Source organism: Mesorhizobium sp. MC2-1-1 (assembly GCF_057597255.1).
This window is the reverse complement of record NZ_CP195205.1, coordinates 1,446,096-1,469,113: the sequence shown is the minus strand read 5'-3', so window position 1 is coordinate 1,469,113 and position 23,018 is coordinate 1,446,096. Positions and strand designations below refer to the sequence as shown.

The 23,018-nt window shown below is 64.4% G+C and carries 20 protein-coding genes and 1 tRNA gene; 12 read left to right on the top strand and 9 right to left on the bottom strand.

The annotated features are described in order from the left end of the window. Window positions 1-39: 39 nt before the first annotated feature. A complete protein-coding gene (locus tag ACR64R_RS07370; protein WP_487361020.1) occupies window positions 40-912 on the top strand; it encodes an aldo/keto reductase family oxidoreductase in 873 nt (290 codons plus the stop codon). 94 nt (window positions 913-1,006) lie between these two features. On the opposite strand, the gene ACR64R_RS07365 is transcribed toward ACR64R_RS07370, so the two are convergent. Together ACR64R_RS07365 and ACR64R_RS07360 are read right to left on the bottom strand one after the other, a co-directional pair. After that, complete coding sequence (locus tag ACR64R_RS07365) at window positions 1,007-2,065, bottom strand: glycerophosphodiester phosphodiesterase family protein (RefSeq protein WP_487361019.1); 1,059 nt, start codon at window positions 2,063-2,065, stop codon at window positions 1,007-1,009. Window positions 2,066-2,206: 141 nt separating this feature from the next. Next, window positions 2,207-3,421 carry an acyltransferase family protein gene (locus ACR64R_RS07360; protein ID WP_487361018.1) on the bottom strand — a complete coding sequence of 405 codons (1,215 nt, stop codon included), beginning with the start codon at window positions 3,419-3,421 and terminating at the stop codon, window positions 2,207-2,209. Between the two features lie 125 nt (window positions 3,422-3,546). Here ACR64R_RS07360 and speB point away from each other — a divergent pair, with 125 nt between their 5' ends. Genes speB through ACR64R_RS07345 form a run of 3 tightly spaced genes read left to right on the top strand, consistent with a single transcriptional unit; the run spans window position 3,547 to window position 6,350 of the window. Next, complete coding sequence (gene speB, locus ACR64R_RS07355; RefSeq protein WP_487361017.1) at window positions 3,547-4,548, top strand: agmatinase; 1,002 nt, start codon at window positions 3,547-3,549, stop codon at window positions 4,546-4,548. Window positions 4,549-4,577: 29 nt separating this feature from the next. Continuing rightward, window positions 4,578-5,510, top strand: a complete 933-nt coding sequence (gene argC / locus ACR64R_RS07350) for an N-acetyl-gamma-glutamyl-phosphate reductase (RefSeq protein ID WP_487361016.1) — start codon at window positions 4,578-4,580, stop codon at window positions 5,508-5,510. A 6-nt stretch (window positions 5,511-5,516) separates the two neighbouring features. After that, window positions 5,517-6,350, top strand: coding sequence for an aminoglycoside phosphotransferase family protein (locus ACR64R_RS07345; protein ID WP_487361015.1), 834 nt, complete (start codon window positions 5,517-5,519; stop codon window positions 6,348-6,350). 10 nt (window positions 6,351-6,360) lie between these two features. On the opposite strand, the gene ACR64R_RS07340 is transcribed toward ACR64R_RS07345, so the two are convergent. Then, entirely contained in the window at window positions 6,361-7,452 is a 1,092-nt protein-coding gene (locus tag ACR64R_RS07340) for a COX15/CtaA family protein (RefSeq protein ID WP_487361014.1), read from the bottom strand. Between the two features lie 151 nt (window positions 7,453-7,603). Here ACR64R_RS07340 and ACR64R_RS07335 point away from each other — a divergent pair, with 151 nt between their 5' ends. Then, a complete protein-coding gene (locus tag ACR64R_RS07335) occupies window positions 7,604-7,819 on the top strand; it encodes a DUF2842 domain-containing protein (protein ID WP_487361013.1) in 216 nt (71 codons plus the stop codon). A gap of 30 nt (window positions 7,820-7,849) precedes the next feature. Here the strand turns inward: ACR64R_RS07335 and ACR64R_RS07330 are convergent, their stop codons facing one another. Beyond that, window positions 7,850-8,908: a polysaccharide deacetylase family protein gene (locus ACR64R_RS07330; RefSeq protein ID WP_487361012.1), complete on the bottom strand. Its 1,059-nt coding sequence runs from the start codon at window positions 8,906-8,908 to the stop codon at window positions 7,850-7,852. Window positions 8,909-8,998: 90 nt separating this feature from the next. On the opposite strand from ACR64R_RS07330, the gene ACR64R_RS07325 reads away from it, so the two are divergent. After that, window positions 8,999-10,231, top strand: a complete 1,233-nt coding sequence (locus ACR64R_RS07325) for a GNAT family N-acetyltransferase (protein ID WP_487361011.1) — start codon at window positions 8,999-9,001, stop codon at window positions 10,229-10,231. 60 nt (window positions 10,232-10,291) lie between these two features. Here ACR64R_RS07325 and ACR64R_RS07320 read toward each other — a convergent pair whose 3' ends face one another. Beyond that, a complete protein-coding gene (locus ACR64R_RS07320; RefSeq protein WP_487361010.1) occupies window positions 10,292-12,550 on the bottom strand; it encodes a GumC family protein in 2,259 nt (752 codons plus the stop codon). A 260-nt stretch (window positions 12,551-12,810) separates the two neighbouring features. Here ACR64R_RS07320 and ACR64R_RS07315 point away from each other — a divergent pair, with 260 nt between their 5' ends. The 5 genes from ACR64R_RS07315 to ACR64R_RS07295 all read left to right on the top strand — a co-directional run bounded on the left by ACR64R_RS07315 (window position 12,811) and on the right by ACR64R_RS07295 (window position 17,570). Then, window positions 12,811-13,374: a polysaccharide biosynthesis/export family protein gene (locus ACR64R_RS07315; protein ID WP_487361009.1), complete on the top strand. Its 564-nt coding sequence runs from the start codon at window positions 12,811-12,813 to the stop codon at window positions 13,372-13,374. A 10-nt stretch (window positions 13,375-13,384) separates the two neighbouring features. Continuing rightward, a complete protein-coding gene (locus ACR64R_RS07310) occupies window positions 13,385-14,515 on the top strand; it encodes a glycosyltransferase family 4 protein (RefSeq protein WP_487361008.1) in 1,131 nt (376 codons plus the stop codon). Window positions 14,516-14,614: 99 nt separating this feature from the next. Next, window positions 14,615-16,150, top strand: a complete 1,536-nt coding sequence (locus ACR64R_RS07305; protein ID WP_487361007.1) for an undecaprenyl-phosphate glucose phosphotransferase — start codon at window positions 14,615-14,617, stop codon at window positions 16,148-16,150. Further along, entirely contained in the window at window positions 16,147-17,439 is a 1,293-nt protein-coding gene (locus ACR64R_RS07300; RefSeq protein ID WP_487361006.1) for an O-antigen ligase family protein, read from the top strand. The genes ACR64R_RS07305 and ACR64R_RS07300 overlap by 4 nt, the downstream gene beginning before the upstream one ends. 54 nt (window positions 17,440-17,493) lie before the next feature. Beyond that, window positions 17,494-17,570 (top strand) — tRNA-Pro (locus ACR64R_RS07295). 52 nt (window positions 17,571-17,622) lie between these two features. Here the strand turns inward: ACR64R_RS07295 and ACR64R_RS07290 are convergent. Further along, on the bottom strand, window positions 17,623-18,633 hold the full coding sequence (locus ACR64R_RS07290; protein WP_487361005.1) for a sugar-binding transcriptional regulator: 1,011 nt from the start codon (window positions 18,631-18,633) through the stop codon (window positions 17,623-17,625). Window positions 18,634-18,771: 138 nt separating this feature from the next. Between ACR64R_RS07290 and ACR64R_RS07285 the strand changes: the two genes are divergently transcribed. Next, on the top strand, window positions 18,772-19,557 hold the full coding sequence (locus ACR64R_RS07285; protein WP_487361004.1) for a hypothetical protein: 786 nt from the start codon (window positions 18,772-18,774) through the stop codon (window positions 19,555-19,557). A gap of 18 nt (window positions 19,558-19,575) precedes the next feature. Here ACR64R_RS07285 and ptsP read toward each other — a convergent pair whose 3' ends face one another. From ptsP to srlE, 3 genes are read right to left on the bottom strand one after another with little or no spacing between them, the layout of a single operon-like run. Beyond that, window positions 19,576-21,549: a phosphoenolpyruvate--protein phosphotransferase gene (gene ptsP / locus ACR64R_RS07280; protein ID WP_487361003.1), complete on the bottom strand. Its 1,974-nt coding sequence runs from the start codon at window positions 21,547-21,549 to the stop codon at window positions 19,576-19,578. Between the two features lie 47 nt (window positions 21,550-21,596). Continuing rightward, window positions 21,597-21,977, bottom strand: coding sequence for a PTS glucitol/sorbitol transporter subunit IIA (locus ACR64R_RS07275; protein WP_487361002.1), 381 nt, complete (start codon window positions 21,975-21,977; stop codon window positions 21,597-21,599). Window positions 21,978-22,003: 26 nt separating this feature from the next. Next, complete coding sequence (gene srlE / locus ACR64R_RS07270) at window positions 22,004-23,008, bottom strand: PTS glucitol/sorbitol transporter subunit IIB (RefSeq protein WP_487361001.1); 1,005 nt, start codon at window positions 23,006-23,008, stop codon at window positions 22,004-22,006. Window positions 23,009-23,018 lie beyond the last annotated feature (10 nt).

Here is a 23,018-nt window from a genome sequence, read left to right as displayed (position 1 = left end):
ATGGCCTATCTCCCTCGCGGTAAGCAAAGGAGAACCACGATGTCCAGCATAGAAAAATCCGGCACCTATCAATTCGGCGGCTGCTCCATTCATCGTCTCGGCTACGGCGCCATGCAGCTTGCGGGCAAGGGCGTATTCGGTCCGCCGAAGGACCGCAACGCGGCCATTGCCGTGCTTCGCGAAGCGGTGGCGCAGGGCGTGAACCACATCGACACCAGCGACTTTTATGGCCCGCATGTCACCAACAGGCTAATCCGCGAAGCGCTGGCGCCATACTCCGAAGACCTGGTCATCGTCACCAAGATCGGCGCCCGCCGCGGCGACGACGCGTCCTGGCTGGCGGCATTTGCGCCTGAGGATCTCGAAAGGGCTGTGCATGATAATCTCCGCAACCTCGGCCTCGACGTACTGGAGGTGGTCAACCTGCGGCTGATGTTCGATGTGCATGGTCCTGCGGAAGGCTCGATCGAGGCGCCGTTGACCGCGCTTGCCGAACTGCAGCGCAAGGGACTTGTGCGCAATATCGGCTTGAGCAACGCCACCCGCGCGCAGATCGCGGAAGGCCGCAAGATCTGCGACATCGTCTGCGTGCAGAACCAGTACAATCTGGCGCACCGGGACGACGACGCGCTAATCGACGAACTCGCCCGCGACGGCACCGCCTATGTGCCGTTCTTCCCGCTCGGAGGATTCAGCCCGCTGCAATCCTCGACGCTGTCGGGGGTGGCGAAACGGCTTGGCGCGACGCCGATGCAGGTGGCGCTGGCGTGGCTGCTGCAGCGTTCGCCGAACATCCTCTTGATCCCGGGCACATCGTCTATCGAGCATTTGCGGGACAATCTGGCCACGGCTGACCTGGAGCTGTCGGAGGACGTGTTGCGGGAGCTGGAGGGCGTTGCGAAAGCGGCGTAGGAAGGCGCCGTCACCCGCCTGCGCCTTCTGAACGACCTCGCCCAGATCGGGAGGTCGGCGCGATGCCCCCCGGTGGGGTGCTGCGTCAGCGCCGCTAATTGATGCTCGCCGTATGCGCCGGCTCAGCCTGCTTGATGTCCGTCGGATAAGGCACGCGAAACCCATTGGCCGCCAGCCACTCGATCGCCGCTTTCGGCTCGTCGGTCTGGATGATCGTCGCGCCATGGTCGACCCAGAAACCCCAGGCTTCGCGCGGCAGGCTGGCGGCGACGGCCAGCTCGTCGCCGCGGCCGCCGGCAAGGAAGCCCCCCGGCTTGTTGACGATAGTGTAGGTGTCGGCCCAGAGGTGCCAGTCGCCGCGGGCCGCTTCCGCCCGCATCTGGTTGCTGAAAAGCGGGCCGCCGGTCGAGGTCAGCGTCTCGGCGCCATTGCGCCAGTTGATCAGTTCGATGGCGCGCGGCGCGAACGCCTTGTCGACCTCACCGGCAAAGGCTGCGTCATGCACGGCGTCGTCGGCGAGGATCGGCATGAACTGGAAGCCGCCGCCTGCCTCGGCAAGTGCTGCGCTTGCGGCATCGATGCGTTGGCGGTTCCAGAGGTTCTCCTTGACGATTACCTGTTCGGCCATGCCGAGATCGCGGGCCTCCGCGATCATGCCGGGCAGGTCGGTCACCTCAAGCTTGTTGTCGAGGTTGATCAGGATCCTGTCCCTGGTCGTCAGCAGCATCTCGCGTAGCGTCGACACCGTCTCGTTGGTGACGGCGCCCGTGCCCTCGATCACCAGGCGGCATTTCCTCAACTCGGCTAGCGTGTATTTCACCACTTCGCCGTTGCACGTGGTGGTGCGGTCCAGCCAACTGTCATGCATGACGACGAACTCGCCATCCTTCGAACGCCTGATATCGACCTCGACGATCTCGGCGCCGATCGCGATCGAGCCCTCGACCGCCGCCAGCGAATTCTCGGCGTAAAGCGTCTTGCCGGCCTGCATGCTGCCGGCGCGGTGAGCGGCAATCATCACATGATCGCGCCACTCGTTGGCATGTTGGAAGCGGTCGAGGATCTGGCTCGCCCGCGTCTCGCCGGCTGAGCTTTGCCCAGCAAAGGTGGCAAGGGCGGCGGAGAAGGCAAGGCTCAGCCAGAGTACTCGCATCGGGGAATCGCTCCGTTCCGGGTCGGGACCCCGGTTAGGCGATGCCCATGACAGGGCGGTGAACGAAGCCGGCTAGCTGTTTCCTTGCTTGGCGCAATTCCGGACGGAAGATCGCCTCACACTTTCCTGGAATTGCCTGTGTCAAATCCGCTTGGCGAGGCGCCGGAACCAGGCCAGAGCCGGCATTTCGACGAAGCGCCAAGTGAACCAGGAAGCGGCGACGACGGCGATCAACATGGCAATCAAAGCCGCGAAGCCGATCCAGGGCGAACCGGCGCCAAAGCCGCTCGCATGGTCGCCGCGCAGCATCAGGTCGCCGACAATGCCGAGCCCGAGTTTGCGTTCGATCAGGCCACCCAGATTGATCATGCGGGCCTGGACGAAGATGTGGACCATGTAGATCGAATAAGAGAGCGAACCGAGCAGCAGCATCGGCCGGCTGCGCAGCATGGCACTGACCCATCCGCCCTCATGCGCAAACAGATAAAGCGCCAGCGCGAAGACGACCGGCGCCGCGATGCCGGCGTCATTCGCTCCCGCCGCCGAGACGAACAGCGCGATCACCGCGATCATCGCCAGCTCGGCAAACGTCCAGGCGAGGCGCCCTGCCCCACCGCTCAGCGCCTGTCGCGCCCTTGCAATGGAATCGTGCTGAAACCATGCGAGCAACGCGCCGAGCGAGAAGCCGTAGAGGCAGCGGATGAAGCCGAAATCGAAGGACACGTCCATATGACGCGTCGAGACCGCGAGCAGGAAGAGCGGCGCCGTTACCGCGGCGGACACGAACCATATCCAGGCGCGCTGGCCGGCGTTGAAGACGATGGCGGCAAAGAGCAGGTAGGTGAAGAACTCAGCCGAAATGCTCCAGCTTGGCGCGTTCCAGCTCAGATGGTCCTGGACGCCCATGCCCTGCAGAAGGAACAGGTTGGCGACGAGGCTTTTCAGGTCGAAACCCGCGGTGAAGGGTGCGGGACCCGTTCCATGCAACGCCGGCAGGACGAGCCGCAGCGCCTCGAAGCCGGCGAAGGCGGCCAGCATCAGGAGATGCAGCGGATAGATGCGGCCGAAACGCACCAGCGCGAAGCGGGCAAGATCGTCCTGCTCGTTCAGCCGGCCGCCATAGGCGCCGGTGATGACGAAGCCCGAAAGCACGAAGAAGAAATCGACGAACAGATAAGAGCCGCCGACAAAGGCGCTTTGCGAAGCTATCGACGTGGTCGGGAAGTGGAACAGCGCCACCAGCAGTGCGCAGATGCCGCGCCAGGAATCCAGCACCAGGAAGCGCTCGCCTGCTATCGTGCCGGCACGGGTCGCCGTGGGCGCGGACGCAAGGTTGAGCAGAGCCGTCTCAGCCATAATGATACAAATCCTGTGTTGCCGTGGCACTCGCCGAGCGCCGCTTCCTTTCCGCAAGCTGTGACTGGCATGTTGCGTGCCGGTTCTATAGTTGTGGCTGCCCCGATGAGAACCGAGGACCCGTAATGGCGAATAAAGAGATCGACCACGCCTTCACCGCCCGCTCCAAGACGGGCGCGTCGCTCGAGCCGACCTATGCCGGCGCGCTGTCGTTCATGCGGCGCAAATACACGAAGGATGTGAAGGGCGCGGATGCCGTGGTCTGGGGCATTCCCTTCGACGCCGCCGTCACCAACCGGCCGGGCGCCCGCTTCGGGCCGCAGGCCATCCGCCGCGCCTCGGCGATCCTCGACAACGATCCGCAATATCCGTTCTCGCGCGACCTGTTCGAGAACCTCTCGGTCGTCGACTATGGCGATTGCCTGCTCGACAGCGGCAACCATCAGAAGACGCCGGGCACGATCGAACGCGAGGCCGCCAGGATACTGAAATCAGGCGCTTTCCTTTTGACGCTCGGCGGCGACCATTTCGTCACCTGGCCGCTGCTCAAGGCGCATGCCGCGATCCACGGGCCGCTGGCGCTGGTGCAGTTCGACGCGCATCAGGACACCTGGCCGGACGACGGGAAGCGCATCGACCATGGCTCCTTTGTCGCCCGCGCGGTGCGTGAAGGCGTCATCGACCCCGACCGCTCGATCCAGATCGGCATCCGCACCCATGCGCCCGATACGTTCGGCATCAAGATCCTCTACGGGCACGAGGTCGAGGAAATGCGCGCTTCCGACATCGCCTATGCGATCGTCGAGCGCACCGGCGGCAAGAAGACCTATCTTACTTTCGACATCGACTGCCTCGACCCGGCCTTCGCGCCCGGCACTGGCACACCGGTGGCCGGCGGCCCCTCCTCGGCAAAGATGCTGTCGACGCTGCGCCAGCTCGGCCAGATCGACATCGTCGGCGCCGACGTCGTCGAGGTTGCGCCAGCCTATGATCATGCCGATATAACGGCGATCGCCGGATCGATCATCGCCATGCACTATCTGGGGCTATTGGCGGAGCGAAAGGCCAGGCTTGACGAATTGAACAACGGCAATCATGCGGCGCTAAATCACGCGCACGGCATATGACATTGGAATCGCAGGGAATTTGGTAAGCGATGAAACCGAAAATATTCATTGACGGCGAACACGGCACGACGGGCCTGCAGATCAGGGCGCTGCTGGCCGATCGCGGCGACCTGGAGATCATCTCCATCCCGACCGATCGCCGCAAGGAAGCAGCCGCCCGCGCCGAATTCCTCAACGCGGCCGATGTCGCGATCCTGTGCCTGCCGGATGCGGCAGCTAAGGAAAGCGTGTCGCTGATTAAGAACGACACGACCAAGGTGATCGACGCCTCGACAGCGCATCGCGTCGCCGAGGGATGGGAATACGGCTTCGCCGAGATGGACAAGGATCAGGCCAGCAAGATCGCCGGCGCGAAACGCATCGCCAACCCGGGTTGCTGGCCGCAAGGGCCGATCGCGACACTGCGGCCGCTGGTTTCCGCCGGCCTGCTGCCGGCCGATTTTCCGGTCACCGTCAACGGCATTTCCGGCTATTCGGGCGGCGGCCGGCCGATGATCGAGGATTATGTGGGCAAGGGCGAGGACGCGCCCGAGTTCCTCCCCTACGGGCTCACGCTGCAGCACAAGCACGTGCCGGAGCTCCGCACCTACGCGAAGCTGTCGCACGACCCGATCATGCAACCGGCGGTCGGCAACTTCGCCCAGGGCATGATCACCGTAGTGCCGCTGCAGCTCGGCGGTCTCGACCGTATTCCGACCGGCGCCGAGCTTCATGCGGCCATCGCCGACCATTACGCGTCGATCGAAGGCGGCGTGGTCGAGGTCGCGCCCTATACGCATATGGAGCGCATGCCCGAGATCGATCCGGAGATTTATAACGGCACCAACCGGATGAAGGTCTATGTATTCGCCAACGACGAGCGGGCTCAGGCGCTGCTCCTGGCTGTCTACGACAATCTTGGCAAGGGCGCGTCGGGCGCCGCGGTGCAGAATCTCGATCTGACGCTCGGCATCAAGCAGTGAACTATCGTGCAGGCGTCTCCTGAGCGCTGGAAGGTCAGCGCTCCCGAACTCATCGCCGAGACTATCTCCAGCCGCATCTGGAAGGTTGTGTGCGAGGACGGCTCGCCGGCAATCGTCAAGGATTTGAAACCCTTCGACGATGTCGCGGACGAGTTGCGCGGCGAGCATTATCTCGCCTGGCGGCGCGGCGAAGGTGCGGTGCGGCTGCTCGGTCGCGACGGCAATCGCATGCTGCTCGAATTTGCCGGCGACCGGCTGCTCTCCGAACATCTCGCGGAGCGCGGCGACGATGCCGCGACCGCAATTGCCGCCGGCGTGATGGCGAAGCTGCTGTCGCCGTCAGAGCACACGCCTCCACCCGACCTGCAGCCGCTGCGGGAACGGTATGTCAGCTTGTTCCGGGCGGCCAAGACCGACCGGGCCATGGGGCGAACCAGCCTCTATGTCCACGCGGCGGACATCTCCGAGCGGCTGCTTGCCAATCCGCGCGAGATCAAGCCGCTGCATGGCGACCTGCATCACGACAACATCCTCTTCGGCCCGCGCGGTTGGCTGGCGATCGATCCGAAGGGGGTGCTCGGCGATCCCGGCTTCGATGCGGCCAACATGTTCTACAATCCGCTCGACCGCGACGATCTCTGCCTCGATCCGCGCCGGATCGCGCATATGGCCGACATATTCGGAAAGACGCTCGATCAGTCGCCGCGCGCCATCCTCGACCACGCGATCGCCTATGGCTGCCTGTCGGCCGCATGGCATCGCGAGGACAAGAACGCGGTCGACGAGAACCGGGAGCTGGCCGTCGCCGGAGCCGTTCGGGAGGTTCGCTCGCGATACTGATCGCCGGCCGTCAGCTTCTGACGTTTATCTCCGTCGGCAGCGGATAGGCGCCCTTGGTGCCGCGCCAATGCGCGGCGGCGAAGCCAAGCAGGACAAGCGCGATCGCCTGGTGTGTCAAGGCCATGTGCAGCGGCACCTGCATCAGCAGCGTGCCTATGCCGATGGAGGCCTGGATGACCACCAGCGCGAAGAGAACCATGGCGCGGCGCGCATGGGTGGTGCCGTGCTGGCGCCGCCAGGTTGCGATCATGTGCCAGAGCGCGACGACGAAGACCGTATAGGCGCCGATGCGGTGCACGAACTGCACGGTCTTCGGATTTTCGAAGAAGTTCAGCCAGGCGGGCTTCAGGAGAAGCAGATCGGACGGGATCAAAGTGCCGTCCATCAGCGGCCATGTGTTGTAGGAAAGGCCGGCGTGAAGGCCGGCAACCAATCCGCCGAGATATATCTGGATCAGCGTCAGGAACACGATGAAACCCGCCAGTCGCTGTGTCGAGCGATCGGCGGTGGGCTCGGAATGCGGCGCGAGACCGCGCGCCACCACCATGGTGGCGGTGAAGATCAGGGCGGCGAGCGTCAGGTGCGTCGCCAGCCTGTACTGGCTCACCGAGACGCGGTCGACCAGCCCCGAGGCCACCATCCACCAGCCGATGGCGCCTTGCAGGCCGCCAAGCAGGAGGATACCGACGAGCTTCGGCCCGAGACCGCGCTCGATACGCCGCGTCGCCCAGAAGAACAGCAGCGGCAGGGCGAAGACCAGGCCCACGCTGCGCGCCAGGATGCGATGGGCCCACTCCCACCAGAAGATCGACTTGAACTCCTCGACGTTCATGCCCTTGTTGATCTCGGTATATTGCGGGATCTGCTGGTAGCGCTGGAACTCTTCGTGCCATTCGGCGTCGCTCAACGGCGGGATGACGCCGTGGATCGGCTGCCACTCAGTGATCGACAGGCCCGAGCCGGTGAGACGCGTGGAACCGCCAACCAGCACCAGCGCGAACAGCACGAGCACAACGATGTACAGCCAGCCGCGCACCAAGGCGCGGTTATGCAGGTCGCGGTCGCGTGCGGCATAAGGAGCCGTGGCGGTGATGGCAGCCATTTCGCTTTCCCGGCAGTTGAGACGCCGGATTGGTGGACCAAGCCTCGCGCCGTGGCAAGACTGGACAGCGCGGCACGCCGTCGCGCCGGGCCGCGGCGGTTGCGCACGGGCTCCAATCGGCCTAAGCGGGACTGGTCAACGAGACCGCGACATGCCCATTCGCCTGAAAAAGCTGATCGGAACCATATTGCTGGTGGCGCTGGTCATCATCTACGCGCTGACCGCCTCCGCTGTCGCGGTCACAAGGCTCGCCGAGTACGGGGCCACCGCGCATCTCCTGTTCTTCCTGTTCAGCGGCTTTCTCTGGGTCCTGCCGGCCATGGCCATCATCAAATGGCTGATCATCGAGCCGCGCCCGAAGGGCTGACCGTCACTGACGTCGACGGCTCTCACTCGTCTAGACGGTCACCACCATCTTGCCGGCATTGGCGAGCGGGGTCGTGATACCGGACAGCATCGTGCGGATATGGGCGACGCTCTGGTAGCGGCCGTTGACGGAGATGCGCGGCAGTGCATGCAGGAAGCCGGCATGCTCGGCCCTTAGCACGCCATGCCGCGTGGTCACCGCCGAGGCATAGCCGGCGTCGCGGGCAAAGGCCACCTCGCGGCAGGCGACCGCGCTTGCATAGCCATAGGGGTAAGCCAGATGGCGTGGCTCCTGGCCGAGTTTTTCCTCAAGGATGCGGCGGACATCGCCAATTTCACGGCGCGCGTCGGCGTCGGCCAGGCGCTTCAAGTTCCTATGATTGACGGTGTGCGCGCCGATGGTCACCAGCGGATGCGCCGTCATGGTGCGAAGCTCATCCCAGTTCATCAAGGTGCAAGGGCGGCCCGTGCCGAATTCATAGCCGTTCGAACGAGCCAGCGCACGCAACGCCGCGCCCTGCTCTTCCTCGGCGACTTCCAGGGTCAGCCAGGCGTTCAGCCGCGCGACGGCCTGGATCTTTCTGCCGGGCGTCGAGCAATCGATGACGGTCGATCCGCCCGCCGTCTTGAATGTCAGGCGCGAGCTGGTGTCCACGATGTCCTCGATCACGTCCCACCAAAGGTCGGCGGCGCCATCAATCAAGCCGGGGGCGACGTAGATGGTGATCGGCGCGCCGTGCATCTCGAGCACCGGAAGCGCCTCCGTCATGTTGTCGCGATAGGCGTCGTCGGCGGTGATCGTCGCGAACTGCCCACCCTTGCCGCCGGCCTTGATCCGAGCGAGCGCTTCATCAAGGGAAACAAAAGCATACCCCCTTCCCTTCATGTCGCCGATGAGCCTGTCCAGAAAGGCCGGCGCGATGTTAAGATGCCGGTTGACGCTGTTCGGCTTCTCCGGCGTCGCGGTGACACGATGCAGCATCAGGATGGCGCCGATGCCACCGACAAACGGCCGCGCCAGGGGCGCAAGGCCGGAGTAACGGGCAACGTTCAACGCCAGTTTTCGGATTGCCTCGCCTCCGTCGATCATTCCTTCACCTTTTGCGCCTAGGCTCGTCCCAGGACGAAGTGCGCCTAAGCGACCCCCAAGTCGGAACCAATACGTCTTAAGGATTGAGGTATGGTTGACGCGATCGCGTCATTTGATGGCAACCGTGTCGTGGTCAACGCGGGTCCCGCGCGATCCATGCGGGCCGATCAGGTGCAGTGGGCCGCAGCCGCAAGCGACGGCGCCGCCCTTGCCGACTATGTTCAGTTTTGCGCCTCGGCGCTGTTCGCGCCGGCGCAAAGCGCGTCCTGGGTAAGCAACTGGGCATCCGCGACCGGCGCCGATATCGTTGTAGCGACGCTTCTCCACGATGACCGTCCAGCGCTTGCGCTGGCACTGGATGTCGTCCGACGCGGCCCGTTCAAGATTGCCCGTTTCACCGGCGGCCGCCACGCCAACGGCAATTTCGCGGCGGCTGATCCGCGCTTCCTGCCTATCATGGACGCCCCCGCGATCCGCTCCCTGTTCAAGGCGATCGCCAAAGCGCGGCAGGACATCGACCTGGTCTCGCTCGAAAGGCTGCTGCCCGACCTCGATGGCGTCGCCAACCCTTTCGCCGCGATGCCCGGCTTCCCAAGCCCGAATCTCGCGCTCGCGGTCGACCTCGAAGGTGGGTTCGACGCACTGCTGTCGCGCGCGAGCGGCAAGCGCAAGCGCAAGAAACACCGCTCGCAGACGCGCAAGTTCGAGGCGGTCGGCCCCTTCCGCCGCATCGAGGCAGGCACACGCGAGGAAGTCGACAGGCTGCTAGACGCCTTCCTCGAGATGAAGGAAGCGCGATTTGCCAAGATGGGCATCGCCAATGTCTTCGGCGACAGGCAAGTGCGAGACTTCTTCCGAGCGCTGTTTACCGAGGCGCTGATCGAGGAAAAGCCGTCCTTCCTGCTGCATGGCCTCGAGGTGGCGGGAAAGCTGCGCGCGGTGACCGGCTCCAGCCGTTCGGGCAAGCGCCTGATCTGCGAATTCGGCGCCATCGCCGAGGACGACCTCGCCTTCACCAGCCCCGGCGACTTCCTGTTCTTCGACAACATACAGGAAGCCTGCGAGCGTGGTTTCGGCGTGTACGACTTCTCGGTCGGCGACGAGCCTTACAAGCGGCTCTGGTGCGACATCGAGATCCAGCATTTCGAGGTTCTGGCGCCGCTGACGTTGAAGGGCCGCGCCCTGGCGACGACCATGAGGCAAGGCGCACGAGCCAAGGCCTTCATCAAGAACAACCCGACTGTCTGGAAGCTGACCAAGATGCTGCGCCGTAAGGCGGCGGGCCACGCCGCTCCCGCCTCGTCCGCCGAGGACGACAACTGATCCTCGATTTTCTGAAGAACGGCACAGCCACCTCGGCAAGACGCATTCTTCGCGCGACGTTCAGGCGGCGGAACGTCGACCTGGCACCGGCGTTCCCGACGGTTCGTGGCCGACCGGCGTGACCAGCGTCAGGTTCGGATAGCCATTCTCGATCAGCTTCACCGCGGCCTGCGTCACCTCGTCGTCCGCCTCCAGCATCGACAGGAGGACCTCCGTGCCGTCGCCGACCAGGCGGCCGATGCCTTGCGCGTCGGCCGGGCCGCATTCGACCACGACGAGGTCGTAGGCCGTGGTGAGCGACTGCATGATGATCGGCAGCCGGTCGGCGGCGCGCATGGCCCTGACAGGATCGGCGGTGCCCACTGGAATGACGTGCGCATCCGAATAGAGATCAGGATGGATGACGTCGCTGAACTGCGCCTCGGACGCGAGCAGATTGGTGATGCCCGGAAAGAGGCTCGATTCCAGCATCGGCCGCGACGCCGCGCCCGATGCGGTGAGATCGAGCAAAAGCACGCGCAGGCCGGCGTCGGACACTTCGCGCGCCACCAGCACGGCGGAGGCCGCCGCCTCATCGCCTTCCGGCGACACGAAGATCGCGCGAGCCGCGCCCGAGGCGATCAGCTTCTGAGCCGCCTTGTCGACATCGATTTCGCCGAGCGTGGATTGCCTTGGTTGAGGGTCTAATTCGGCCGGGCCAGATGGCCCGACAACGGGCTCGGAGGCAGCGGCATGAACCACTGCAGGCTCGCTTTCGGCCGGGCTCGGGAGTTCCGCTTCCGCGATCGAACGCACTGCCGCGGTCTCCTGGGAAGCAAAGGCACTACTGTCGTCATCCGCCCCGGCAATCAAAGGTTCGGTGCGCGCGACAGGCATCTCCACCTGCTCTATCTGCTCTATATTCTCGAAGCGGGCGCCCGGGGCCGGCCGCATGGCGCGCCCGGAGAACAGTTCGCCAAGCAGCGTGCCGATCGCCATCAGCAGCAGAGACGCGGCGGCGGCGGCACCGGTGATCGGCCCGATCTTCGGAAAGTAAGGCTGGGACGGCACCTGGGCTTTCGCGATCAGGCTCGCAGCGACTGGCAGGTATTTGCGATCCTTGCGGGAAGCGGCCGCGTTGTAGCTTGCCATATAGGATTCAAGCTGCTGACGCTGAACGTTAGCGTCGCGCTGCAGGGCATCCAATTGCACCTGCTGCTCGCCGGCGCGGGCCGAAGCGGCTTTCAGCGTGTTGACATCCGCGACCAGTTGATCCTCGCGAGCCCTGGCCGTCTGGGCCTGGGCAGACAGCCCCCGGATGATCTTTTGCGCCTCGTTGCGAATCTGACCGTCCAGATCGGCAAGCTGCGACTTGAGAGCCCGGATGCGCGGATGGTTGTCCAGCAGGGTGGTTGAAAGATCGGCGATGTTGGCCCGGAGCTCCACCTGGCGCTCGCGCAGGCGCTGGATCAGTTCGGAGGACAGGACTTCAGGCACGCTGTCCAACGACCCGCCATTCTTCAGCGCCAGGCGCACGCTTTCGGCGCTAGCCTCGGCGGCGGCGCGGCTGGCCCGCACGCGCGACAACTCGCTCGACAGCTCGGCGAGTTGCTGAGTCGGCAGCACTGCATTGTTGCCGCCCATTAGAAGGTCGGACTGGGCGCGGAAGGCCGCGACCTTGGCTTCGGCATCCCTTACGCGATTCTGCAGGTCGGCGATTTCCGGCGCGAGAAAGTCGGTGGCGGCGGCGTTTGATTCGAGCTTGGCGTCGCTCCTCGACGCGATATAGGCATCGGCAATGCCGTTCGCGATCTCGGCGGCAAGCCTGGGATCCTTCGAGGCGAACTCGATCGCGATCGCGCGCGTCTTCTCGACCGCGTAGACGTTGAGCTTGTCGTGCATGGCACTTAGCACACGCTCGTCCCGCGGCACATCAAAGGGATCACTCTTCAAGCCGACGAGGACGAGCACGCGCCCCAGCGCCGACATCTTCAGCGTCTCGTCGAATTCAGGCAGCTTGTCCAGGTTGAGCTTGGCCGCCACCTGCTTGAGGATATCAGGCGAGGAAATGATCTGGACCTGGGTCGCTACGCCCTGCTCGTCGAGAATCGGCTTGTCGTCGTCATTGGTGCCGGGCGACCGGGTGAATTCGGATTCGCGCGAGCCGATCTCCAGCTTGGCCGTGGCCTTGTAATACGGCGTCGCGAGCCAGGCGAAGGCGAAGGCCAGCCCTGTGACCAGAAGCGTCACAAAGACAATACGCAACCAGTTCCTCGCCAGGCTGGCGAAGAGTTGCCTCAGATCTACATCGACATCTGCGGCCGCGGACTGAACGGACATGCATCCTGCTCCGAACTATGAGTCGAGGGCGGACCGTAAACAACCATGGTAACTCGCGAGTTAAGATCGCGGCAAAGGCTTATTAGACACAACTCAAAGAACGCAGGTCGAAAGCAATAGAATAGTTGGGCTTTTGCCGGTCCGCGCCGTCCCGCACCGCTCTCCTTTACCGCTCATTAACCCTAACAGGATGATAACGGGCACACTTTCCTGGGGTTGGCCGCAGCTTGCGGCAGAGCGATGAAGGTTCCTGGCCGGTCATGAAAAGCACTGCTCCCGTTTTCCGCGCTTTGCTTGCCCTGTCGCTGCTCACCGGCTGCTCGAGCTACCGCCCGACGCCCGCCGCCTTTCATGAAGTGCTCGACCAGCCCTACCGGCTCGGCGCGGGCGACCGTGTCCGCGTCACCGTGTTCGAGCAGGACGGCTTGACCAACACTTACAGCGTCGACCAGTCCGGCTACCTCTCGTTCCCGCTCGTCGGCGCGGTGCCGGCGCGCGGCCATACCGCACAGCAGTTGGAAAAGGAGATCGCCGACAAACTGCGCCAGGGCTATCTGCGCGATCCCGACGTCTCGGTCGAGATCGACCGTTACCGACCGATCTTCGTCATGGGCGAAGTCGGCGCCGCCGGCCAATATTCCTACGTTCCAGGCCTCACCGTGCAAAAGGCGGTCGCGATTGCAGGCGGCTACACCCCGCGCGCCAATCAGGAAAGCGTGGACATCACCCGCGACATCAACGGCAAGGTGATGACCGGCCGGGTGCTGACATCCGACCCCCTGCTACCCGGCGACACCGTTTACGTCCGCGAACGCCTGTTCTGAAAAAGCCGTCGTGGCGGTGAACCTCAGGATCGTCCATTGCTTTCGCTCGCCCGTCGGGGGAATCTTTCGGCATGTGCGTGACCTGACCGAGGCGCAGGCCGCGGCCGGCCATGCGGTGGGAATAGTATGCGACTCGACCACCGGCGGCGACTATGAGGAGCAGCTTTTCGAGGCGATGAAGGACAGTCTGGCGCTCGGCATCCACCGTACGCCGATGCAGCGCCATGTCGGGCCGGGCGACCTCGCCTCGGCCTCGCGTACCTATCGAATCATCCAGGAATTGCGGCCGGACGTGCTGCACGGGCATGGCGCCAAGGGGGGCGCCTATGCCCGGCTGTTCGGCTCATTGTTGCGGGTATCAAGGTCTCGCGTAGCCCGCCTTTACTCGCCGCACGGCGGCTCCCTCCACTATGACGAAACGACGGCGACCGGGAAGCTGTTCTTCGGCCTGGAGCGCTTCATGGCGCGCTTCACGGACTGCCTGCTGTTCGTTTCCGACTACGAGCGGAAAACCTATCGCCGAAAGGTCGGCGAGCCTTCCATACCCAACCGGCTGGTCTATAACGGCCTGCGCGCCGCCGAATTCGAACCGGTGGCGGCGGCGACGGACCCCGCCGATTTCCTGTACATCGGCATGATGCGCGACCTGAAGGGCCCGGACATCTTCATCGATGCCCTGGCCTTGGCCGGTGGCGGGCTGGGCCGTCCGCCAAGCGCGGTGATGGTTGGCGATGGCGACGACCTGCCGCGCTACCACGCGCGGGTCGAGCGGCTCGGCCTGAAGAATCATGTCCGTTTCCTGCCGCCCATGCCGGCCAGAGACGCTTTCGCGCTGGCCGGGCTGGTCGTCGTGCCGTCGCGCGCCGAGGCGATGCCCTATATCGTGCTCGAAGCGCTCGCCGCAGGCATGCCGATGATCGCGACCGCGGTGGGCGGCATTCCGGAAATCTTCGGCGAGGGTTCTCCTGCCCTGATCCGGCCGGATCCCGGCGAGCTTGCCGGCAAAATGGGTACCGCGCTCGGCGACCGCGACGCTTACCGGAAGATGATGCCGCAGCTAGGTGAGCTTAAGGCCCGATTCGGGGCCGACGTGATGGCGACCGAGATCGAGAAAGCCTATTTCGCAGCACTGAACAAGTAGCCCCCTGCCGCGCACAACCGCTCCAAAACCACCGGTTGTTTCAAGGCTTTCTTAGCTCTCTTTTGCTATGCAGTTGAGGCAAGCAGGCGGACAATTTCCATGAACGAGATCGACCCCGCGAGCCGCTTTTCCATTGACGCGGTGCGCAAGTACGACGCTCCTGCCGGGAGCGAGAAGCCTGGTGGCATAAACGATGTGGCGCGCCAGGTCGCCTCGCAGTACCGGCGCGATACGATGTCGCCGATCATGGTCAGCGGCGTTCTGCGCATGGCCGAGTTCGCGGTGCTGTTCCTGTCGGGGCTATGCGTCTATTTCTACTACGTCGGCTTCTTCAGCTATCTGGCCTGGCAATATCCCCTGGCGATCGCCGCGACGTCGTTCCTGGCCGTGGTGCTGCTCGACGTTACCGACTGCTACCAGATCGCGGCGCTTATGCGCCCTCTCGCAAGTTCCGGCCGCATGCTGCTGGTCTGGGCTGGCAGCTTCGCGCTGATGGCGCTCACCGCCTTCGCAATCAAGACCTCAGGCGACTATTCGCGGCTGCTGTTCGGCACCTGGTTCGTGGTCGGCTTCGTGCTGATCTTCAGCGTGAGACTGGTGATGTCCACGCTCATCCGGCGCTGGGCGCGCGACGGCCGCATGGAGCGCCGGGCGGTCATCGTCGGCGGCGGCAAGGCGGCCGAGCAACTGATCCGCTCGGTCGAGAAGCAGCCTTACAACGACATACGCATCTGCGGAATCTTCGACGATCGAAACGACAGGCGCTCGCCGCCGATCGTGGCCGGCTATCCTAAGCTCGGCACGATCTCGGAGCTCATCGAATTCGCCCGCATCGCGCGCATCGACATGCTGATCGTTTCGCTGCCTCTGACCGCCGAATCGCGCGTCTTGCAGTTGCTGAAGAAACTCTGGGTGCTGCCTGTCGACATCCGGCTCTCGGCGCATTCGAACGCGCTCCAGTTCCGGCCTCGGGCTTACTCGTATATCGGCTCGGTACCGATGCTCGATATCTTCGACAAGCCGATCAACGACTGGGATTCGGTCGCGAAGCGCGCCTTCGACATCGTCTTCTCGCTGGTCGGCATCATCCTGTTCTCTCCGGTGATGCTCGCCACCGCGATCGCCATCAAGCTCGACAGCAAGGGGCCCGTGCTGTTCAAGCAGAAGCGGCATGGCTTCAACAACGAGATCATCGAGGTCTACAAGTTCCGTTCGATGTTCACTGACCGGTCGGATCCGACCGCCAGGCAGACCGTGACCAAGAACGACCCGCGCGTCACCCGCGTCGGCCGCTTCATTCGCAAGACCTCGATCGACGAATTGCCGCAGTTCTTCAATTCGCTGTTCGGCTCGCTGTCGCTGGTCGGGCCGCGCCCGCATGCGATCGCCGCGCAGTCGCACAACCTGCTCTACAACGAGGTGGTCGACGGATATTTCGCCCGCCACAAGGTTAAGCCCGGCGTCACCGGCTGGGCGCAGATCAACGGCTGGCGCGGCGAGATGGATACCAATGAAAAGATCCGCATGCGAACCGAATACGACCTCTATTACATCGAGAACTGGTCGATGCTTTTCGACCTTCGCATTCTGTTCCTGACGCCGATCCGCCTGCTCAACACGGAAAACGCCTATTGAGCGCCATCGCCCATGAGCTGCAGCCGCGGGCAGTCAACAAATTGCCGGCGCCGGCGGTAAACGCCAAGCTGATTTCGCTGATCGCGTCAGCCGCGATCGGCGTTGGCATCCTGCTGTCCGGCTTCGTCATCAGCGAGCCCGCGCCTTACGAAATCTACATGGCGGGGCTGATCGCGATCTGGGCATTGTTCGGCCTCAGGATCTCGCGCGCGATCTTGCCGTTGCTTGTGCTCCTCGTGGCAATGAACATCGGCGGAATGATCGCGATGACGCAGATGGCGGACCTCGCCAACACGCCGCTCTATCTGGCGGTCTCGCTGTTTCTTGCCTTCAGCGCGGTGTTCTTCGCTTCGGTGACCTCGGTCCAGCCCAGCCTCTACCGGCTGATCTTCTTCGCCTATGTCGTATCGGCGGTGGCGACGTCGCTGCTCGGCATCGCCGGCTACTTCCATGCCTTTCCAGGCGCGGAAATGTTCACCAAATACGACCGCGCCGCCGGCGCCTTCCAGGACCCGAACGTGTTCGGGCCGTTCCTGGTGCTGCCCGGCACCTACCTGCTCTACCTGCTCCTGACCGGCCCGGTGTCGCGAATGCCGCTGTTGGCCGTGCCGCTGCTCGTGATCACCGCCGGCATATTCTTTTCCTTCTCACGCGGCGCCTGGGGCATGTTCGCGGTGTCCGCCGTCCTGCTCACTGCCTGCCTGTTCCTGCAGAGCGCCAGTGGCAAATTCCGGCTGCGGGTGGTGGTGATGACGATCGCGGCCGTGGCACTGCTGGTCATCGCCTTCCTGGTCATCCTGCAATTGCCAGGTGTGTCGGACATGTTCACGCAGCGCGCGCAGCTCGAGCAGAGTTATGATTCGGCACGGCTCGGCCGCTTCGCCCGCTATACGATCGGTTTCCAATTGGCGATGGAGCACCCGTTCGGCATCGGCCCGCTGGTCTTCGGCACGATCTACGGCGAGGACACGCACGACATATGGCTGAAGGCGCTGATGGACTACGGCTGGCTTGGTTTCGTGTCATTCCTGACGCTGACGCTTTGGACGATTGGCGCCGGCTTCCGCATCCTTTTGCGCGACCGGCCCTGGCAGCCCTATCTGCTGTGCGCCTATGTCGCCTATCTCGGCAACATCGGGCTCGGCACCTTCATCGACATCGACCACTGGCGCCACCTCTATCTGCTGCTCGGACTGGTCTGGGGCGCGAATGCGCTGGAATACCGGTATCAGCGGGAGTTGCGGCAGGCGAGGCCCGTCTCCAGCCGCGCGATTTCACCTGCGCGATAGCCACCGAATTCGGTTGACCCGCACAGGGTTATCACGATACATCGCCACCCGGTCCGGAGTGTAGCGCAGCCCGGTAGCGCACTTGACTGGGGGTCAAGGGGTCGTCGGTTCGAATCCGGCCACTCCGACCATTAAATCCTTGAATTCCCCCGCGAAGGCGGCGCAGGCGAAAAAACGCACCGCCTAAGCCCCATGCGCCGCCAGCATGCGGCGCGCGCTTTCCTCGTCGGTTATGAGCACGGTGGGCGCGATCAGGTTCATGGCGCCGAGCAGCGCCTCGGTCTTCTCCACACCACCGGAGGTCAGGATTCGGATCGGCGCCTTGCGCAGGCGATCGACATCCACCGACATCACATGGCTGTTGACGGGATGGTCGACCAGATCGCCGTTGCGGTCATAGAAATGGAACAGAAGGTCGCCGACGGCGCCGCGCGCCAGCAGGGCTTCCCGGTCCGCTTCCTTGAGAAAGCCGCCGCGCGAGAAGGTGGTGGCCGAAGCGATGCCGCCGACGCTCAGCAGGACCGCGTCGAGCGCGTCGGCCATTGCGAAGATCTCCTGCAGGCCGCAGCGCTCGACCAGTGCGATCTTGGTTTCGACGCTGTCGACGACGGCCGGCGTCGGCATCAGATAGCCGTCGCCCTGGAATATCTGGGCGAATCGCCACGCGAACTCGGCCGGGTTGACCCGCCGCGCCACGCCGACACCCCCGAGCAGCGAGATCACGCTGAAGTCGGTCAGAGATTTGGCGCTGATGAAGGGCAAGGTGTGGAACAGCGTCACCCCCCAGCCGACGCCGACCCGCATGCCGGATTTCATCGCGTCCGACAGGTACATGCCGGTCTTGGCTGCGATCGCAGGGATCGGACCGGCATTCGGGTCCGAAAGCGGTGCAACCAGTGCCTGCTGCAGGCCAAAGGTCTTCTCCAGCGCCCTTTCCAGCCGCACGATCTCGAGGAGTTCGCTCTCGATGGTGATCTTCACCTCGTTGCGCGCCCTCGCCTCGGCCAGCATACGAACGATGGTAACGCGACCAACGCCGAGCACGTCGGCGATCTCGTTCTGCGTCATCTGCTCGACGAAATACATCCAGGCGGCGCGGATCCTGAGCCGGTCAGTCCGGCTTTCGTTGACGATCTGCTCGGATGCCTCCGCCGGCCTGCCGTTCTCGGGATCGCCCTGCCGTCGCCTGCCCAACTTCCCCTCCGCCATGCCGACGCCGATTCTGCGTGCTGGTTAAATATCGTCTATTGATCTACCAATCGACACGAACAATCTAGAGAGGGCGACTGGCGCCCCAAAAGCCCTAACCGGCTTCGGCATTTCGAGGCAACGATGCTGCGACAGATTTCCGAGGATGTCCGCGCCAACCTGAAGGATCGACTTCGGGAATTGCGCGACGCCATCCGCCAGAGCCGCCACGACAGCGCCGGCGAAACCTCGCACGATATTGCCGGCAACCTGCCCCCCTTTCCCGGCCGCAGCCTGCTCGGGCATGCCGCGAGCGCCGTCGACGACGCGCTGACGATCGCCGAATCCTTCGTTCCGCATTACCGGCCGCTGAAGGTCGACGGCACGACAGTGAAAAGCCTGCGAGCCTATTTCCCGGACGGCGATGAAGACCGGCAGATCGGCGGCGAACGCCAGTTCAGGCGCGACATGTATTATCTGACCCGCACGGTCCTCTCCGGCTACGGCATCAACAATCCGCGTGTTCACGAGGCGAGTTTTTCCGCCGTGCACGCCGCGATGCGCAAGCGTCACGCTGATCTTCTGGCTGGAGCGACGGCGGACGCGGCTCCCACCGATCAGGTCGCAGCGGCCTGCGCGGCTCTCCTCGTCGAATGCCTCAACCATCATCCGGTTCAGCCTGGCGAGATCGGAGCCGGCCCGGCGATAGCCAGTGACCGGTCCCTCGATATAAAATGCCTGGCGCCCGTGGTTCTCGCCTGCGGACTCGCGACCAAGGCGGACGGCGGGGCGCCGGAGCCCGACCTTCTCGAAATCGCGGTGCTGGCGGCCGAGGTGCGGGAGGACCGCATCCGGCACGCCTGCGCCCAGCCGAATGCGGTGCAGGAACTGACGCCGGTTCTCGCCACCTTGCTTGCGCATCTGACGTAACCGCCGCGCGGAGGGCTGCTATCGCTCAGCCGTCATGGCCGCGATGGTCTTCTTGGCGCGCTGAATCGAGGCCGGGCTCATGCTGAGCTCCGTCAGGCCCATCCTGATGAATGCCGGGATCAGATCCGGACGGCCGGCAGCCTCGCCGCACATGCCCACCATGATGCCGGCGGCGACACCCGCCCTGGCAGTCAGCTCGATCGCCGACATCACCGCAGGATTGGTCACGTCATTGAGCCTGGCGACCGTCGGGTTGAGGCGGTCTGCGGCCATGATGTACTGGGTGAGGTCGTTGGTGCCGATCGAGAAGAACGCCACTTCCCTTGCCAGCGCCGGCGCGATCAGCACGGCGGCGGGCGTCTCGATCATCACGCCGAGGTCGAAGCTCGCATGCGGCACGCCTTCGGCCTTCAGTTCCGCCGCGCATTCATCGACAAGAGCACGGGTGCGCGTCACCTCGGCAATTTCCGAAACCATCGGCAGCATCACCTTGATGTTGCCCTGGACGGCGGCCCGCAGCAGCGCCCGCAACTGACGCTTGAAGATGTCGGGCCGGTCGAGGCACATGCGGATGCCGCGCCAGCCGAGGAAAGGGTTTTCCTCGTCCGGAAATTCGATGCCGGCAATCGGCTTGTCGCCGCCGATGTCGAGCGTGCGCACGATGACGGAATGCGGCGCAAAAGCCCTGGCCAGGGCGCTGTAGGTCTCGGCCTGCATGTCTTCCGAGGGCAGATGCATGTGGCGCATGAAGAGCAACTCGGTGCGGAACAGCCCCACGCCCATGGCCCCGGCTTCCTGCGCCGCCTCGATCTCCTCCAGCGAGCCGATATTGGCCGCGACCTCGATCACCGTGCCGTCGGCGCGGGTAGGCGTCACGCCCTTGAATACTTTGAGGCCGGCGCGCTCCTGCGCGGCTGCCTCGACGCGCCGGGTGAAATCGGCGCGCGTAGCCTCGTCCGGATCGACAATCACATGCCCGGCATTGCCATCGATGGCCACCTCTTTGGCGGCGCGCAACTCGTTGACCTTGTCACCGAGACCGAGCACCGCCGGGATGCCGTGCGAACGGGCGATGATAGCGATGTGAGAGGTGGCTCCGCCATGGCCGCAGACAACGCCGCCGATGCGCTTCAGCGGCGCGCGCGCCAGATCCCAGGCACCGATGTCGTCGGCAATCAGGATCGCGCCTTGCGGAATGGTCTCCAGGCTGACCTCGTCCTGGCCGAGCAGCACCAGGCAAATCTGCCGGCCGACGGCGTGGACGTCGTCGGCCCGGGCGTTGAGATAGTGGTCGTCGACCGCGCTGAAATCGGCCGCGATAGTGGCCGCGGCCGCTATGACGGCCGACACCGCGTCGTCTCCGCCGCGGATCAGTCTTTCGACCTCGCCGGTCAGGCTTTCGTCGGCGGCGATGTCGCGCAGGGCAGCGACGATGCCCCGATCGCCGGCGGAAAGGTTGTTCTCGGCAAGCGTGCGGTCCATGCGGGCTTGAACACTGGCGACAGCGCCGCGGAAGCGCTTCAGTTCGCCTTCGATCTCATCGGCATGCAGGCGCCTGCCCGGCCCCTCGATCTCCGGCGGGAAGTGAGCAAAGGCCGGGCCGATCGCCACGCCCTCGCTGGCAGCGACGCCCTGGAGCCTGGGCGCGCCATCCGCCGGCGCGACGGCAGCCGCTGACGTCGGCTCAGGGACAGGTGCGGCCGTCTCCGAGCCAACCTCCCCCTCGTCGTCGAGGCCGGCGCGCGGGTTCTCCAGGTAGCCGATCAACGTCTCGATCGCCTCGATGGCATCGGCGCCATTGGCCCGCACGGTGACTTCCTGGTTCTCCTTGACCGCCAACAGCATCAGCTTGACCGAGCTCTTGGCGCTGACAGCCTTGCCGTCCTTGACCAGTTCGACGTCGGATTCGAAACCCTTGGCGAGTTTAACGAACCGCGTGGCGGGACGGGCGTGCAAACCTTCATGCACTCTGACGATGGTCGAGCGTTCCATGGCAATACTCTAGCTTATGGCGCCATACCGGGACGGCGCGAATCCTATCAGGCGGCGATGGTGATGACAGCGCCCGGCGTCAGCGCCGCCACGAGCGCTTCGGTATCGACCTCGGACGCGCAGACTTCGCCGGGTCTCTCGGCCTCGGCCGCTCCGTTGAAGGAGATCACGACATGGCCCATCTCGCGGACCTTGCTCCAGGCCGTGGAGCCGACGGCCGTTATCGTCGCCGACACCGGTCCAAGCGTGATCGAAGCGCCTATCGCCGGCGCGTCGTCGCTGGGACCTTCCTCCGTGCTGTGCAGAACGGAGACTTCGGCCAGTTCAGGCGGCGAGCCATCCGCGAAAAGGATGAGCACGCCGCCCTCGGCGAGGTCCGCCACTTCGGGTCCGATGGCTGTGACCCGTGTCTTGAGAAGAACCGACATATGGCGAACCTCGTTTTTACTTGTGATTAGAACACGATCAGGGAGACGATCCATGCGATCAGCACGGAGATCGGCCCCATGATCTGGCGGCTGATGAGCACGGCCGGCACGCCGATTTCGATCGTCTTCGGCTTGGCCTCACCGAGCGCCAGACCGACGGGAACGAAATCGCAACCCACCTGTGTGTTGTAGGCAAACAGCGCAGGCAGCGCCATTGCGGGTGAGATGGTGCCGTTGGCGATCTGCGGGCCGATGATGGCCACACCGATGACCTGCGCGATGACCGCGCCTGGTCCCAGGATGGGCGACAGGAACGGTAGGCCGCAGATAGCCGAGATCACCAGCAGGCCGACGATATTGTTGGCCAGCGGGCCCATCGGCTGCGCCAGCACGTCGCCGATGCCGGTATAGAGGATCAGGCCGATCAGCATGGTCACGAAGGCCATGAAGGGCAGAACGTTGCGCACGACCTGGTCGATGGTGCGGCGGCCGGAATTGAAGAAGATGCCGACCACACGGCCCATCACGCGGCCGACCGAGCTGATCAGGCCGATAAGCCCGCCCTCGCTCGGCAGCGGCTCAGCAGCCCTGGATGCGGTGTTGTTGCTTGAACTCATCGATGCTGCTCCCCCCGCAGTGGTGACCGGTTCGGATCCATCCGCCATTGTGACGTTGGCCGGCTTCACGCCCGAAACGTAGATGTCTTCCGTGATGAACTGGGCGAGCGGACCCGCCTGACCGACCGGCGTCAGGTTGACGGTCGGGATGCGCTTGCGCGGATAGACGCCGCAGCGCGCGGTGCCACCGCAGTCGACGACGACGACCGCCATCTCGCTCTCGATCGGCGGCGCCCTGAAGCCGTCGACCGCCTCGGCGCCGGTCATGTCGGCGATGAGCTGCGCCACCGGATGAATGCCGCCGCCGGTTACCGACACAACCTTGTTGCGCTGTTGTGTCGGCTCGATGACCAGGGGGCCGCCCCAACCGGTGGAACCCCTCGAGATCTTTACTGCCTTGTATGTCTTGGCCATGGTGTCCTCC